Source organism: Actinocorallia sp. B10E7 (assembly GCF_039871655.1).
Classification (GTDB): domain Bacteria; phylum Actinomycetota; class Actinomycetes; order Streptosporangiales; family Streptosporangiaceae; genus Actinocorallia.
This window is the reverse complement of record NZ_JBDPLZ010000002.1, coordinates 77,758-92,986: the sequence shown is the minus strand read 5'-3', so window position 1 is coordinate 92,986 and position 15,229 is coordinate 77,758. Positions and strand designations below refer to the sequence as shown.

The 15,229-nt window shown below is 72.3% G+C and carries 15 protein-coding genes and 1 pseudogene; 15 read left to right on the top strand and 1 reads right to left on the bottom strand.

What is annotated here, in order from left to right; translation table 11 throughout:
- Position 1: 1 nt before the first annotated feature.
- The 3 genes from ABGB12_RS05525 to ABGB12_RS05515 all read left to right on the top strand — a co-directional run bounded on the left by ABGB12_RS05525 (position 2) and on the right by ABGB12_RS05515 (position 1,921).
- Entirely contained in the window at positions 2–886 is an 885-nt protein-coding gene (locus tag ABGB12_RS05525) for a glycosyltransferase family 2 protein (protein WP_347675163.1), read from the top strand.
- The gene (locus tag ABGB12_RS05520; RefSeq protein WP_347675162.1) at positions 883–1,185 is read left to right on the top strand and encodes a hypothetical protein; all 303 of its coding nucleotides are present in this window, start codon (positions 883–885) and stop codon (positions 1,183–1,185) included. Before ABGB12_RS05525 ends, ABGB12_RS05520 begins: the two co-directional genes overlap by 4 nt.
- A 109-nt stretch (positions 1,186–1,294) precedes the next feature.
- The gene (locus tag ABGB12_RS05515) at positions 1,295–1,921 is read left to right on the top strand and encodes a hypothetical protein (protein WP_347675161.1); all 627 of its coding nucleotides are present in this window, start codon (positions 1,295–1,297) and stop codon (positions 1,919–1,921) included.
- Between the two features lie 93 nt (positions 1,922–2,014).
- On the opposite strand, the gene ABGB12_RS05510 is transcribed toward ABGB12_RS05515, so the two are convergent.
- Positions 2,015–3,439 (bottom strand): helix-turn-helix domain-containing protein, encoded by a 1,425-nt coding sequence (locus ABGB12_RS05510; RefSeq protein ID WP_347675160.1) that lies wholly within the window; start codon positions 3,437–3,439, stop codon positions 2,015–2,017.
- Positions 3,440–3,550: 111 nt separating this feature from the next.
- On the opposite strand from ABGB12_RS05510, the gene uraD reads away from it, so the two are divergent.
- The 12 genes and pseudogenes from uraD to ABGB12_RS05450 all read left to right on the top strand — a co-directional run.
- Complete coding sequence (gene uraD / locus ABGB12_RS05505; RefSeq protein WP_347675159.1) at positions 3,551–4,039, top strand: 2-oxo-4-hydroxy-4-carboxy-5-ureidoimidazoline decarboxylase; 489 nt, start codon at positions 3,551–3,553, stop codon at positions 4,037–4,039.
- On the top strand, positions 4,036–4,335 hold the full coding sequence (gene uraH, locus ABGB12_RS05500; protein ID WP_347675158.1) for a hydroxyisourate hydrolase: 300 nt from the start codon (positions 4,036–4,038) through the stop codon (positions 4,333–4,335). Before uraD ends, uraH begins: the two co-directional genes overlap by 4 nt.
- Complete coding sequence (pucL, locus tag ABGB12_RS05495; protein ID WP_347675157.1) at positions 4,335–5,195, top strand: factor-independent urate hydroxylase; 861 nt, start codon at positions 4,335–4,337, stop codon at positions 5,193–5,195. Before uraH ends, pucL begins: the two co-directional genes overlap by 1 nt.
- On the top strand, positions 5,183–6,034 hold the full coding sequence (locus ABGB12_RS05490) for an FAD binding domain-containing protein (protein WP_347675156.1): 852 nt from the start codon (positions 5,183–5,185) through the stop codon (positions 6,032–6,034). Before pucL ends, ABGB12_RS05490 begins: the two co-directional genes overlap by 13 nt.
- On the top strand, positions 6,025–6,495 hold the full coding sequence (locus tag ABGB12_RS05485; RefSeq protein WP_347675155.1) for a (2Fe-2S)-binding protein: 471 nt from the start codon (positions 6,025–6,027) through the stop codon (positions 6,493–6,495). Before ABGB12_RS05490 ends, ABGB12_RS05485 begins: the two co-directional genes overlap by 10 nt.
- Positions 6,492–7,841, top strand: coding sequence for an 8-oxoguanine deaminase (locus tag ABGB12_RS05480; RefSeq protein WP_347675154.1), 1,350 nt, complete (start codon positions 6,492–6,494; stop codon positions 7,839–7,841). The genes ABGB12_RS05485 and ABGB12_RS05480 overlap by 4 nt, the downstream gene beginning before the upstream one ends.
- A gap of 13 nt (positions 7,842–7,854) precedes the next feature.
- On the top strand, positions 7,855–10,125 hold the full coding sequence (pucD, locus tag ABGB12_RS05475; protein ID WP_347675153.1) for a xanthine dehydrogenase subunit D: 2,271 nt from the start codon (positions 7,855–7,857) through the stop codon (positions 10,123–10,125).
- Entirely contained in the window at positions 10,119–11,258 is a 1,140-nt protein-coding gene (locus ABGB12_RS05470) for an aldolase (RefSeq protein WP_347675152.1), read from the top strand. Before pucD ends, ABGB12_RS05470 begins: the two co-directional genes overlap by 7 nt.
- Positions 11,255–12,532 carry an allantoinase AllB gene (gene allB, locus ABGB12_RS05465; protein WP_347675151.1) on the top strand — a complete coding sequence of 426 codons (1,278 nt, stop codon included), beginning with the start codon at positions 11,255–11,257 and terminating at the stop codon, positions 12,530–12,532. Before ABGB12_RS05470 ends, allB begins: the two co-directional genes overlap by 4 nt.
- Positions 12,532–13,512, top strand: coding sequence for an allantoicase (alc, locus tag ABGB12_RS05460; RefSeq protein WP_347675150.1), 981 nt, complete (start codon positions 12,532–12,534; stop codon positions 13,510–13,512). The genes allB and alc overlap by 1 nt, the downstream gene beginning before the upstream one ends.
- Complete coding sequence (locus tag ABGB12_RS05455; RefSeq protein WP_347675149.1) at positions 13,509–14,069, top strand: nucleotidyltransferase family protein; 561 nt, start codon at positions 13,509–13,511, stop codon at positions 14,067–14,069. The genes alc and ABGB12_RS05455 overlap by 4 nt, the downstream gene beginning before the upstream one ends.
- Positions 14,062–15,225 (top strand): annotated as a pseudogene (locus tag ABGB12_RS05450) (XdhC/CoxI family protein); the annotation flags it as partial. The gene ABGB12_RS05455 and the pseudogene ABGB12_RS05450, both read left to right, overlap by 8 nt.
- Positions 15,226–15,229: the final 4 nt, after the last annotated feature.

The window sequence follows — 15,229 nt, the reverse complement described above, 5'->3', positions numbered from 1 at the left end:
GGTGAGCGTAGTGATCCCCACCCGAGACCGACCCGAACTACTGCGCGAGACTCTGGCCTCCATCCATGAGCAGGACTATCCGGGCGAACTGCGCTGCATCGTGGTGTTCGACCGCAGCGAGCCGGACCCCTCCCTGGTCTCCCACGACCCGCTGCGCCCGGTGGAGGTGCTGCGCAACGAGCGCACACCCGGCGCGGCCGGGGCCCGCAACACCGGGCTGCTGGCCGCCTCCACCGAGCTGGTCGGCTTCTGCGACGACACCGACCTGTTCCTGGAGGGCAAGGTCTCCGCGCAGGTCGCGGTGCTGGAGGCCGAACCGGAGACGGAGGTCGTCTGCTGCGGGCTGCGCCTTTTCGGGCCTGGCATCGACGAGATCGACCGGCGCGTGCCGCGGCCCCTGGTGACGCGCGAGGAGCTGCTGCGCGGTCACAAGCCCCAGCTGCACCCGTCCGCGCTGCTGCTGCGGCGCTCGGCGGGGCTGTTGTTCGACGAGGAGGTCCCCGGCAGCTACGGGGAGGACTACGAGTTCCTGCTGCGCGCGGCGGCACGGGCGCCGATCCGGCAGATCCCGCTGCCCGGGCTGGGGCTGCGCTGGCACCGCGAGTCGTACTTCTCGGTGCTGGAGAACGCGCAGCTCATCTCCGAGGCGGTGCGGTGGCTGCTCGGCCGGTACGACTTCCCGCGCAGCGGCTACGCGCACTGGGCGGGCAAGGTCGCCTTCGCCGAGGCCGTCCGGGGCAGGCGCGGCCAGGCGCTGCGCTGGATCGGCCGGACGATGCGCGCCCGCCCCCTGGACGCCCGGGCACTGCTGGCGCTGGCGGTCGTGGCGGGGATCCCGGCGTCATTCGTCATGCGGAACCTGAGCAAGATCGGACGTGGGATGTGAACGCGCTGCTGATACCCCTGATGTTCGCGGTGCCCGCGCTGTGCATCGCCTGGCTGCTGCCGGGGCTCGACCCGCTGGGCCGCGCCATGGTGGGGGTGGCCGGGTCGCTGTGCCTCTTCCTGCTGACCGCGCAGACGATGCTCGTCCTGCGGGTGTGGTCGCCGCTGGGCGGGACCGCGGTGGTGGGGGCGCTCTGCCTGGTCATGGTGCTGCTCGCCCTGGTGCGCCGGGCCAGGCGGCCGGTGACGGTGCCCGCGGCCCGGGAGCACGAGGACGAGGACTGGCTCTTCGACGGCTGAACTTCGGATCCTGTTCTCTTTTGGTAGGTGTCGACGCATTCGACCGTTCTTCTTAGTAGGGTCCGTCAAAGTTGCAGAAGCATCTGACGTGACCCACGGGGAGTAATAGGTGTTCCAGAAGACAGTGAGAGTGGCCCTGACCGCGTTGCTGGCGGCCGGCGTGTCGGCGGCGGTGGCCGCTCCCGCGGAGGCCAAGCCGAAGGCCAAGTGCCACATCGGCCTGTGGAAGACCACGGGCCTGAAGGCGAACATCTCCGGCAAGACGCAGGGAGGGAACTTCCAGGACGTCGACTACAAGGGCATGGCCGGGATCAAACTCAAGATCTCGCCCCAGCGCATCGTCTACGACTTCACCGGCTCCAAGCGCGAGACCATCAAGGGGATCGGCGCGGACGGCAAGCCGATGGAGGCCTGGGAGCAGCTCACGGGCGTCCTGTATCTGCCTTCCAAGGTCACCAGTGACAAAAAAGGCGTGAAGGGGCGGATCGCCACCTACAACAAGCGGGCCTCCGGCCCCGCGACCGGCACCGGGATGACCGTCAAGCCCAAGCAGGCCTCCTGGGGCGGCTGGAAGGTCGCCGCGCACGCCAAGATCGGCCACTTCGACACCCCGGTGGTCAAGAACGCCAAGTTCGTCTGCAACCCCAAGAAGAAGACGCTGCGTCTCGTCGATGTGCGCAAGTGGGACACCTTCACCGAGATCGTGGACATCCGCTTCAAGCTGGTCCGCCGCTGACCGTCACACTGATTCGGGAGCGCTTTCCCCCCCAAGGGCTCCACCAGGACGCCTCCGGTCCCGCCGGGGGCGTCCTGGCGTTCACGGGACGGTTCAGCGGCGCAGGCGCAGGGCCAGGTGGAAGTCGACGCGGTCCTCGAAGCGGTCCAGGTCCCGGCCGGTCAGCTCCGAGATGCGCTTGACGCGGTAGCGCAGCGTGTTGACGTGGACGTGCATGACGCCGGCGCAGCGCGTCCAGGAGCCGTCGCAGGCCAGGAAGGCCTCCAGGGTGCGCAGCAGCTCGGAGTTGTGGCGTGCGTCGTAGGCGGACAGGGGCTCCAGGAGCCGGTCGGCGAACGCCCGGCGCGCCGCGGCCGGGACCCCGGCCAGCAGCAGGTCGTGGGAGGCCAGCTCGTCGCAGCCGACCACCCGGGAGCGGCCGGGTCGGTCCAAGGCGTAGGCGTGCGCGTGCCCCGCCTCGGTGAACGCGGTGGACAGCCCCGGCGCCTCGACGGCCCGGCTGACCCCGGCGGTCAGGCGGGTGACGGCGGCGAGGCGGTGCGCGGCCTCGCGCAGGCCGCTCAGCAGGTCGGGGCGGTCGGGCACCACGGCGACCGCGCAGCCGTCCCGTTCCGCCGCGGCCCGGCCGAGCAGTTCCTCCAGCAGCGGCACCGCCGAGCCCGACGGCAGCGAGGCGGCCAGCACCACGTGCCGGGCCCTCGGGTCGAGGCCGCAGGCGCGCATCGCCGGAAGCGGGGGCTCCTCGGCGGCCAGGACTCCGGCGAGCTGGGCGGCCAGCCGCCGCTCCACCTGCCGGGCGCTCTCCAGCCTGGCCAGGTCGAGGGAGGCCAGGGAGGCCAGCTCGTCGGCCGCCTCCGCGGTGGCGGCGGCCACGAACCTGCCGCCCAGCCGGGGCACGCCCGGCAGCGCCTCCAGGTGGAACACCCTCCCGCCCGCGCGGACCGGTCCGGGCGGGCCGTCCGCGGCCAGGAACGCGGCGGCCAGCCTCCGCGCCTCCGGCAGCGGCCCGCCCGCCAGCACCCCGCCGGTGGAGCCGATCACCCAGGCCCGACCCGCGGGCCAGATCGAGGCCAGGCTCGCGCCCGCCGTCAGCGCCGCGACCATGCCGCGCCTGCGGCTGCGGGCGGCCAGCGCGCCGGCCTCCCGCTCGGTCCACAGCACCGAGGTGATCCGGTCGGTGATCTCCCGGAAGGAGGTGTCGGCGGGCACCGCGAACAGCGGGACCGCGTACCGCTCGCAGGCGTCGACCAGGTCGTCCGGGACTCCGCCCAGCAGGCCCTCGCCCGCGCCCAGGGCGGCGACGCCCGCCTTGGCCAGGCATTCCACGAAGACCTCCGAGTCGGCGGGGCCTCGCCGCCACACCAGGCCGGTGAGCACCAGTTCCCCGCCCGACAGGTACCTGCCCGGGTCGAGCAGGTCGGTGGTGAAGGTCGTCTGCAGCGGGCGGTCGAGCGCGTTCGCGCCGGTCAGGACGGGAAGCCGCCCTCCGGGATGCTCCAGAACGTCCCTGAGCCTCATCGCCCCTCCCCCGCCGCTTGTAGTGGCCTCCAAACAACGTAGTCAGGCCGTGTTTCAACTTCGGTGCTTCGCACGTTTCGGTGGTGCTACCTCAGGAGATTGACTCTCTTCATGGAGATGGCCCGGTTCGACGCGCTGCCCGGCCCCGAGGCCGAGGAGGAGCTGCTGACCTGCTGCGCCGTCCCGGAATGGGCGCGGAAGGTGGCGTACGGGCGCCCCTATCCGGACTCCGCCGCCCTGTTGGAGACGGGTTCTCGGGCGCTGGCGGGACTCTCCTGGGACGCGGTCCTGACCGCTCTCTCCGCGCATCCGCGGATCGGAGAGCGGGCCGGGGGCGACTCGCGGGAGGCGGCCTGGTCCCGCCAGGAGCAGGCGGGCGCGCAAGACGCCGACCGGGACGCCCTGACCGCCGCCAACCTCGCATACGAGGAGCGCTTCGGACATGTCTTCCTGATCTGCGCGACCGGCCTGTCCGGGGCGGAGATGCTCGCCGCCGCCCGGGCACGGCTGGAGCACGACGAGGAGACCGAGCGGGCCGTCGTCCGGACGGAACTGGACAAGATCGTACGGATCAGGCTGCGGAAGCTGGTGGAGTCGTGAGTCTTTCCACACACGTCCTGGACACCACGCTGGGGCACCCCTCGCCGGGGGTGCCGGTGACGCTGGAGTTCCTCGGTGAAGACGGCTGGGAGGCGACCGCGTCCGGGCAGACGGACCCCGACGGGCGGATCTCCGGATGGCCCACGCGGCCCGGACGCCACCGGTTGCGGTTCGACGTGCCGGCGGCGTTCTTCCCCGAGGTCACGATCGTCTTCGACGTCGCCGACGAGGAAGAGCACTTCCACATCCCCTTGCTGCTCAGCAACTACGGCTACACCACCTATCGGGGGTCCTGATGAAGTTCAGCCTTGGCCCGAACCGCTACGGGAAGGCGGAGTGCCGCCTGGTCCGGGTCGTGCGCGACGGCGACCGGCACGAGATGACCGACCTCAACGTCAGCACGTCCCTTTCGGGGGATCTGGAGGACACCCACCTGACGGGCGACAACTCCTCCGTACTGCCGACGGACTCCCAGAAGAACACCGTCTACGCCTTCGCGCGGGAGTTCGGGATCCCCTCCATCGAGGAGTTCGCGCTGCGGCTGGGCGGGCATTTCGTGTCCTCACAGGACGCCATCCACAAGGCGAACATCCGGATCGAGCAGTACGGCTGGAACAGGCTGGGCGACCACTCCTTCTCCCGCGCCGGGGACGAGGTGCGCACGGCGGAGGTGACGGTCACTCCGGACGACGCGTGGGTGACGGGCGGCCTCACCGGCCTGACCGTGATGAACACGACCGGTTCGGAATTCCACGGCTTCCCCCGTGACCCCTACACGACGCTGCCGGAGACGGACGACCGCATCCTCGCGACGGCCGTGGACGCGAAGTGGCGCTTCTCCACGCTGGACGTCTCCTGGAACGCCGCGTACGCCGTGATCCGCGACGCGTTGATCGGCGGTTTCGTCGAGACGTACAGCCTTTCCCTCCAGCAGACGCTCTTCGCGATGGGCTCGCGGGTCCTGGAGAAGGCGCCGGAGGTCGCGGAGGTCAGGCTGGCGCTGCCCAATAAGCACCACTTTCTCGTCGACCTGTCGCCGTTCGGGTTGGACAACCCGAACGAGGTGTTCTTCGCCGCCGACCGCCCCTACGGGCTGATCGAGGGGACCGTGACCCGGGACGGCGCCCCGGAGGGGGGCCCGGCATGGAGTTCCTGAGTCCGGCCACCTGGGCCGAGGCCCTGGCCGTCAAGGCGGACCGGCCTGACGCGACGCCGATCGCGGGCGGCACGGACGTCATGGTGGAGCTGAACTTCCGCAAGCGCCGGCCTTCGGTGCTGCTGGACCTCACCCGGATCCCCGAACCGGCCTCCTGGTCGGAGCGGGACGGGCGGATCCGGATCGGGGCGGGGCTGCCGTACTCCCGGATCATGGACGAACTGGGCGGGCGGCTGCCGGGGTTGGCGATGGCGGCCCGGACGGTCGGGTCGCCGCAGATCCGCAACCGGGGGACGCTCGGCGGGAACCTCGGCTCGGCCTCCCCCGCCGGGGACGGGCACCCGCCCCTGCTGGCCTGCGGCGCCGAGGTCGAACTCGCGTCCGTGCGGGGGACGCGCACGGTCCCGGTGGCGGAGTTCTTCACCGGCCCCAAACGCAGCGTCCTCGCCGAGGACGAGTTGATCGCGGCGGTGCGCGTCGCGCCCGCCGAGGGCCCCCAGCAGTTCTCCAAGATCGGGACGCGGAACGCGATGGTGATCGCGGTCAGCTCGTTCGCGCTGGCGCTGCACCCGTCGCGGCAGGCCGTGGGGACGGGGATCGGCTCGGCCGGTCCGACGCCGCTGCGGGCGCCGGAGGCCGAGGAGTTCGCGGCCTCACAGCTGCCGTGGGAGAGCCGGGCCGCGCTGGACCCCGAGGTGGCGCGCCGGTTCGGGGAGCTGGTCGCCGCGGCGGCCTCGCCGATCGACGACGTCCGCGGCAGCGCGTCCTACCGGCGTCACACCCTCGCCGTCATGGCGCGGCGCACACTGACCTGGGCCTGGAGCGACCTATGCGGGTGACCTGCAAGATCAACGGAGTGGACCGGACCGCCGACGACGTCTGGGCGGGCGAGAGCCTGCTGTACCTGCTGCGGGAGCGGCTGGGCCTGCCGGGCAGCAAGAACGCCTGCGAACAGGGCGAATGCGGCTCCTGCACGGTCTATCTGGACGGGACGCCCGTCTGCTCCTGCCTGGTGGCCGCCGGGCAGGCCGCCGGACGGGAGGTCGTGACGGTCGAGGGGCTGGGCGGCGAGGACGGGCTCGATCCCGTCCAGGAGGCGTTCCTGCGGGCGGGCGCCGTGCAGTGCGGGTTCTGCACGCCGGGGCTGGTCGTCTCGGTGCACGACCTGCTGGAGCGCAGTCCGGCGCCGTCGGACCCGGAGATCCGGGAGGCCCTCGCCGGCAACCTGTGCCGCTGCACCGGCTACGAGAAGATCATGGACGCGGTACGGCTCGCCTCGGCCTCGCGGGAGGAGCGGTGAACGTCCTCGTCGAAGGCTGCGCCGTCGCCACCGTCGACGCCTCGGGCAGCGAGTACGCCTCGGGGCACGTGCTCGTCGAGGACGGGCTGATCACCTCGGTGGGGCCGGGGCCCGCCCCCCGGCGGCCGGAGAACGTCATCGACGGGACGGGCTGCCTGGCCACGCCCGGCCTGGTGAACACCCACCACCACCTGTACCAGCACGCCACCCGGGGCCACGCCCAGCAGCAGCACCTGTTCGGCTGGCTGGTGGAGCTGTACCCGACGTGGGGGCGGCTCGACGCGGACCTCGTCCACGCCACGACCGGGGCGGGCCTGGCGGCCCTGGCCCTGTCGGGGTGCACGACGAGCACCGACCACCACTACGTCTTCCCCCGCGACGGCGGGGACGTCTTCGGGGCGCAGGTGGACGCGGCCCGGGCGATCGGGCTGCGCTTCCATCCGTGCCGGGGGTCGATGGACCTGGGGGTGTCCCAGGGCGGGCTGCCGCCGGACAACATCGTCGAGACCACCGAGGGCGCGCTGACCGCGACGGCCGAGGCGATCGAGCTCTTCCACGACCCGTCCTTCGGCTCGATGCTGCGGGTCGCCGTCGCGCCCTGCTCGCCGTTCTCCGTCACCGAGGACCTGATGCGCGAGGCCGCGGTCCTGGCCCGCCATTACGGCGTCCGCCTGCACACCCACCTCGCCGAGACCGTCGAGGAGGAGGAGTTCTGCCGCGAGCGGTTCGCCTGCACGCCCGTCGAGTACGCCGAGCGGCTCGGCTGGCTGGGGCCGGACGTGTGGTTCGCGCACACCGTCCACCTGGACGGCGAGTCCGTGGCGGCGCTCGGCGCGACCGGCACCGGGGTGGCGCACTGCCCCAGCTCCAACGCCAGGCTCGGCGCGGGCATCGCGCCCGTCCGGGACCTGCTGGACGCGGGGGCGCCGGTGGGGCTGGGCGTCGACGGCGCGGCCTCCCAGGAGACCGGCCAGCTCGCGCCGGAGCTGCGGCAGGCACTGTACTTCGCCCGGCTGCGCGGCGGCCCCGCCGCGATGACGGCCCGGCAGGCTCTGGAGCTGGGCACCGCCGGAGGCGCCCGCTGCCTGGGCCGCCAGGACGAGCTCGGCTCCCTGGAGCCCGGCAAGCTCGGCGACGTCGCGCTGTGGCGGCTCGACGGGATCGGGCACGCCGGCATCGCCGACCCCGTCGCCGCTCTGGTGTTCGGGCCGCCCGCGCCGCTGGAGGCGCTGCTCGTCGGCGGGAACCCGGTGGTCCGGGAAGGGCGCCTGCTCACCGCCGACGAGACCGCGCTGGCCCGGGAGCTGACGAGGGTGAGCGGCAGGCTGCGCGAGCGGCCCGCGTGATCGGGAGGCTGGGATGAGTACCACGACGCACCTGGGGCTGGCGGCGACGGCCGTGGACGGGATCGGGGCCAGCCCGCCGAGGCCCGACGGGCGGCTGAAGGTGACCGGGGAGTTCGCGTTCTCCTCCGACCTGTGGGCCGACGACATGGTGTGGGGCGCGACACTGCGCAGCCCGCACCCGCGGGCGCGGATCGTCTCGGTGAACGTGGGGCCCGCGCTGGCGGTGCCCGGAGTGCTCGCGGCGCTGACCCACGAGGACGTGCCGGGGAGCAAGCGGTACGGGCTGGAGCACGCCGACCAGCCGGTGCTGGCCTTCGACGAGGTCCGCTACCAGGGGGAGCCGGTCGCGGTCGTGGCGGCCGACCATCCGGAGGTGGCGGCGCGGGCGGCTTCGCTGATCGAGGTGGAGTACGAGGTCCTGCCTCCCGTCGTCGATCCGGAGACGGCCGTGCTCGCCGATTCACCCCGGGTGCACGAGGGGCGTCCCAACCTGCTGCGCCACGTCCCGATCCGCAAAGGCGACCCGGACGTGACGGCCGAGGTCGTGGTCAGCGGCGTCTACGACGTGGGGATGCAGGACCAGGCGTTCCTGGGGCCGGAGTCCGGGTTGGCGATCCCTGCCGAGGACGGCGGGGTCGATCTGTATGTGGCCACGCAGTGGCTTCACGTCGACCGGTCGCAGGTCGCCTCGTCGCTGGGGCTGCCGCCGGAGAAGGTGCGCTTCACCCTGGCCGGGGTCGGCGGCGCGTTCGGCGGGCGGGAGGACCTCTCGATGCAGATCCACGCCTGCCTGCTGGCGCTGCGTACGGGGCGTCCGGTGAAGATGGTCTACGGGCGTGAGGAGTCGTTCTTCGGTCACGTCCACCGGCACCCGGCGCGCATGTGGTACGAGCACGGGGCCGACAGGGACGGGCGCCTCGTCTACGTGAAGGCTCGGATCCTGCTGGACGGCGGCGCGTACGCGTCCAGCTCCGGGGCGGTCGTCGCCAACGCCGCGACACTCGGGATCGGGCCCTATGACGTGCCGAACGTCGTCATGGACGGCGAGGTCGTCTACACGAACAACCCTCCGTGCGGGGCCATGCGCGGTTTCGGGGCGGTGCAGGCGTGCTTCGGCTACGAGTCGCAGATGGACAGGCTCGCCGAGGCCGTCGGGGTCGGCCCGGTGGAGATCCGGGTGCGCAACGCGATGAAGACCGGGGATCTGATGCCCACCGGTCAGGTCGTCGAGGGGCCCGCTCCGGTGGCCGAGCTCATGCGGCTGGTGGAGGAGAAGCCCCCGGCGCCGGCGAAGTCGGATTTCCTGCCCGGGGGGACGGCCAACACCACCCGTGGCGAAGGGGTCGTGCGGGGCGTCGGCTACGGGATCGGGATCAAGAACGTCGCCTTCTCCGAGGGGTTCGACGACTATTCGACGGCCCGGGTCCGCCTGGAGCTGGTCGGCGGTCGGCCCGCGGTGCTCATCCACACGGCGGCGGCCGAGGTCGGGCAGGGGCTCGTGACGGTGCTCGCGCAGATCGCGCGGACCGAGCTGGGCGTCTCGCAGGTGACGATCGCGCCCGCGGACACGAACGTCGGGAGCGCCGGTTCCACGTCGGCGTCGAGGCAGACGTACATGACGGGCGGGGCGACGAAGGCGGCGTGCGAGGCCGTCCGGGAACGGCTGTTCGCGCGGCTGGACGCTCCGGGGCTGCGCCTGTCCGACGGGCAGGTGCTGGACTCCGGCGGCCGCCTCGTCACGAGCCTGGGCGAGCTGCTCGGCGACGAGGCGGTCGAGGAGACCGTCGAGTGGCGGCACCGTCCCACGTCCCCGCTCGACCCCGAGACGGGGCAGGGGAACGCGCACGTCCAGTACGCGTTCGCGGCGCACCGGGCGACCGTCGACGTGGACCTCGAACTGGGCCTGGTGCGGGTGGTGGAGATCGTCACGGCCCAGGACGTCGGCAAGGCGATCAACCCCGACGCCGTCGAGGGGCAGATCCACGGCGGTACCGCCCAGGGGCTGGGGCTGGCCCTGATGGAGGAGATCCAGGTCAGGGACGGGAAGGTGCGCAACCCGTCCTTCACCGACTACCTGCTTCCGACGATCATGGACATGCCGCCGATGAGGCTCGACATCCTCGAACTGGCCGACCCGCACGCGCCCTACGGGCTGCGCGGGATCGGGGAGCCGCCGAACATCTCCTCCACTCCGGCGGTCGTGGCGGCGATCCGGGCGGCCACGGGTGCGGCGCTCACCCGTGTTCCGGTGCGGCCGGAGCACATCACGGAGGCCGTGTGCTGAGGCCGTCCTTCTACGACGAACTGGACCGGAGGCTGGCTTCGGCCGACGCCGAACTGGCGGTGCGCTACCCCGGGGAACGTCCGGGACGGCAGCCGGTGCACACGGTGTACGTCCCGGCGGACCGCCTCTCGCAGGACCTTCCCGCACGGTGGGGGGCCGAGGCGCTCGCCGCCTTGGACGCCCACGGGGCGCCTTACGCGCCGGAACTGGACGCGCGGGTGCGGGCCAAGCTGCGTGACGAGCCGATCGAGGACCTGCGGATCGACTTCGAGGACGGTTACGGACGGCGTGACGACGCCACCGAGGACGCCCACGCGCGGGCGGCGGCGAAGCTGATCGCCGCTGGTTCCACGCCTTTCACGGGCGTGCGCATCAAATGCATGGAACGTGATGCGCGCCGGCGTGGTGTGCGCACTTTGGACGTGCTGCTCGACGAACTCGGGTACGTGCCGGAGAACTTCGTCGTCACGTTGCCGAAGGTCACCGCCGTGGCGCAGGTGGAGGCGATGGTCGCGCTCTGCGAGGCTCTGGAGCCCTCCGGAAGGGCGCTGCGTTTCGAGATCCAGATCGAGACGCCGCAGTCGGTGCTCGGACCGGACGGGACGGCGCTGGTCGCACGGATGATCCATGCCTCGGACGGGCGGTGCGCCGGGCTGCACTACGGGACGTACGATTACTCGGCCTCATGCGGGATCGCCGCCGCCCACCAGGCGATGGACCACCCGGTGGCCGACCACGCGAAGGCCGTCATGCAGGTCGCGGCGGCGGGGACGGGCGTGCGGCTGAGTGACGGCTCGACCAACGTCCTGCCCGTCGGCGACCACGTGCACGAGGCCTGGGCGCTGCACCTACGGCTCGTCCGGCGGTCGCTAGAGCGGGGTTTCTACCAGGGATGGGACTTGCATCCGGCGCAGTTGCCGACCCGGTTCGCCGCCACGTACGCCTTCTACCGGGAGGGCGCGTCCCTGGCGGCGACGCGGCTGCGGGCGTACCTGGACCGGACGGACAGCGGGTTCCTGGACGAGCCCGCGACGGCCCGCGCGCTGGCCGGGTTCCTGCGGCGCGGGCTGGAGTGCGGAGCGTTGGAGGAGTCTTCGCTCGGTTTGGACGTCTCCCGGCTGGAGGGGTTGTGACGGTACTGCGGTCACGTCGGGTGTTCCTGCCCGACGAGGTGCGCCCGGCAGCGGTGGAGTTCCACGACGGGCGGATCACGGCGGTCCTGCCGTACGAGACGGACGGCGTGGACCTGGGGGCTCTGGCCCTCCTGCCGGGGCTCGTGGACAGCCATGTGCACGTGAACGAGCCCGGCCGGACCGAATGGGAGGGGTTCGCCAGCGCCACCCGCGCGGCCGCCTCCGGGGGTGTGACGACGCTCGTCGACATGCCGTTGAACTCCATCCCGCCGACCGTCGACGTCGCGGCGCTGGAGGCCAAGCGGAAGGCCGCCGCCGGGCAGTGCCATGTGGACGTGGGTTTCTGGGGCGGTGCCGTCCCGGGGAACGCCTCTTGCCTACCCGGGCTGCACGAGGCCGGGGTGTTCGGGTTCAAGAGCTTCCTGATCGACTCCGGGGTTCCGGAGTTCCCGCCGTTGGACGCGGCCGGGCTCGATGCGGCCATGCGTACGGTGGACGCGCTGTTCATCGTGCACGCCGAAGACCCCGCCCTGGTCGCGGAGTCCTCTCCCCTGTATCCCGACTTCGTGGCGTCACGGCCGCCCGAGGCGGAGGCGCGGGCCGTGGAGACCGTCATCGAACTGGCGCGCAGGACCGGCGCTCGGGCGCACATCCTGCATCTGGCGGCGGCCGACGCGCTGCCTTCGCTGGCCGCGGCACAGCGTGACGGGGTGCGGATCACGGCCGAGACCTGCCCTCACTACCTGACGCTGCGGGCCGAGGACGTCCCTTCGCTGGCCACCGAGTACAAGTGCTGCCCTCCGATCCGTGGAGGGCAGCACCAGGACGCCTTGTGGCAGGCGTTGGCGGACGGCGTCATCACCTGCGTCGTGTCCGACCACTCGCCCTGCACCGCGGACCTCAAGGCGGGTGACTTCGCCACCGCCTGGGGCGGTATCGCGTCCGTCCAGCTCGGGCTGCCGGCCGTCTGGACGGAGGCGCACCGCCGCGGCATCCCGCTGGAGGACGTCGTCCACTGGATGAGCAAGGCGCCCGCCGACCTCGTAGGGCTGCCGCACAAGGGCAGGATCGAGGTGGGAGCGGACGCCGACCTCGTCGTCTTCGCCCCCGACGAGACGTTCACCGTGGACGCGTCCCGTCTGCACCACCGCAACCCGGTCACCCCTTACCACGGACGGACCCTGCAAGGCGTCGTCCACCAGACGTGGCTGCGCGGCGAGCCGGTGGACGGCGTCACGCCCACCGGCCGACTGCTCCGCCGGGAGGCGAAGTGATGTTCACCGACCTGTTCGACCTGGCCTCCCGTTCCCTCGGCGGCACCGTCATGTACGCCAATGACGAGTTCTTCGCCGAACGCGAGAACCTGATCAACCCTCATGAGCCCACCTACAGCGCCGCCACGTTCGGCAACAAGGGGCAGGTCTACGACGGCTGGGAGACCCGCCGACGCCGTGAACCCGGCCACGACCACGCCCTCGTCCGGCTGGGTGCCTCCGGCCTGGTGCACGGGGTGGTCATAGACACCGCGTACTTCAAGGGCAACTACCCGCCCGAAGGCTCCGTGGAGGGCTGTTTCCTGCCCGGCTACCCCTCGGTGGACGAGTTGGAGAAGGCCGAGTGGTTCTCCTTGGTCCCCCGTTCGGCGCTGCAAGGCGACACCCGGAACTTCTTCGAGGCCGCCGCGCGCCGTCTCGTGACGCACGTCCGTCTGTCCATCTATCCGGACGGCGGGGTGGCCCGCCTGCGCGTCCACGGTGAGCCCGTCGTCGATCCCGGGCTCCTGCCCGGCGTCTTCGACCTGGCCGCCGCCGAGCTCGGCGGCACCGTCACCGACTGCAGCGACCGCTTCTACGGCTCCCCCGCCAACCTCCTCCTCCCCGGCCTGGCCACCACCATGGGCGAGGGCTGGGAGACGCGGCGGCGCCGCGACTCCGGCAACGACTGGGTCGAGATCGGACTCGCGGCCCCCGGGCTCCCCCAGATCGTCGAGCTGGACACCTCCCATTTCAAGGGCAACTGCCCCGGCCGGGCCCGCGTCACCGCCTCCGACGGGCGGGAACTCCTTCCCCCGACCCCTCTGAGGCCCGACACCCGGCACCGTTTCCGCGTCACCGCCGACAAGCCCGTCAAGGCCGTCCGCCTGGACATCTATCCGGACGGCGGGATGGCCCGCTTCCGCCTCTACGGCTCCCTGAAGCCCAAGGCCCGCGCGACTCTGGCCGACCGCTGGACGAGCCTCCAAGAGTCCTCGTGACCGGCTCCCCCGGCGTCTGCGGGCTGCTGCTGGCCGCTGGAGGCGGCCGACGGTACGGGATGCCCAAGGCGCTCGTGCCGACGCCCGGAAATCCCGGGGAACTGCTCGTGGAGCACGGCGTGCGGACGTTGCGGGAAGGCGGCTGCTCGCCCGTCGTGGTCGTGCTGGGGGCCGGAGCGCAGAGCGTGCCGGAGCTGCCGGGGACGCGGGTGGTGGTCAACCCGGAGTGGGCGAGCGGGATGGGGTCGTCGCTGCGGACGGGGCTCGCGGAAGCGGAAGGAGACGCGGTGGTGGTGCTGCTGGTGGACACGCCCGGGGTGACGGCCGAGGCGGTACGGCGGATGAGCGCGGGGGCGGACGCCTCCTCACTGCGGGTGGCCACGTACCACGGGGAGCGAGGGCATCCGGTGCTGCTCGGACGGGCCCACTGGGACGGAGTCGCCGAACTCGCCGTAGGGGACGTGGGGGCGCGTCCTTACCTCAGGTCCCGGAAGCCCGAACTGGTGGCGTGCGAGGACGTTGCGGACGGGCGGGACCTGGACGTGCCCGATGCGTGACGTGCTGGACGAACTGTTCGAGCAGTGGTCGCGGGGACGTGCCGTGGGGCTGGCGACCGTGGTGGAGACATGGAGGTCGGCTCCCCGCCCGGCGGGGGCGTCCATGCTCGTCTCGTCTTCGGGCGAGGCGTTGGGGAGCGTGTCCGGCGGGTGCGTCGAAGGCGCCGTTTACGAACTGGCCGTAGAGGCCGCTTCCGACGCCTCCTTCATCCCCACGCTGGAGCGGTACGGAGTCAGTGACGATGACGCGTTCGCGGTCGGGCTGACCTGCGGAGGGACGATCCACGTCTACGTCGAGCGGGTGACTCCCGAGACGTTCCCGGAACTCGGGGAGGTCGCCGAGGCGATCCGCACGGGAGTACCGGTGGCCGTCGTGACATGCGTGGATCCGGCGGACACCGAGAGGTTCGGCCGCCGCATGGTCGTCTTCGGCGACCGCACGTCCGGTTCCTTCGGCTCGGAGCGGCTGGACGAGGCCGTCACCGACGACGTCCGGGGAATGCTCGCCTCCGGCACCACCGGCACCCTCCGCTACGGCCGTGACGGCGAACGCCGGGGCGACGAGCTGACACTGGCCGTGGCCTCGTACGCGCCCAAACCCCGCATGGTCGTCTTCGGCGCCATCGATTTCGCGGCGGCTCTGGCCCGCACCGGTTCTTTTCTGGGCTTCCACGTGACGGTGTGCGACGCGCGTCCCGTCTTCGCCACCCGGCGCCGTTTCCCGGACGCCGACGAGGTCGTCGTCGACTGGCCCCACCGCTACCTGAAGGCCGAGGCCGACGCGGGCCGTGTGGACGGGCGCACCGTGTTGTGCGTCCTGACCCACGACCCGAAGTTCGACGTTCCCGTCCTGGAGACGGCCCTGCGCCTCCCCGTCGCGTACGTCGGCGCGATGGGCTCCCGCCGCACCCACGAGGACCGGCTGTCACGCCTGCGCGAAGCCGGGCTGGGCCCCGCCGAGCTGGCCCGTCTCCGCTCTCCCATCGGCCTCGATCTGGGCGCCCGCACCCCGGAGGAGACCGCCGTCAGCATCGCCGCCGAGATCATCGCCGCCCGCTGGTCGGGCACCGGCGCCGCTCTCACCGGCGCCGAAGGCCCCATCCACCACGGCTGACGCCGCCGGAGCCCCGGTACGGAGGCTCCGGCGGCAGGCGCCTGAA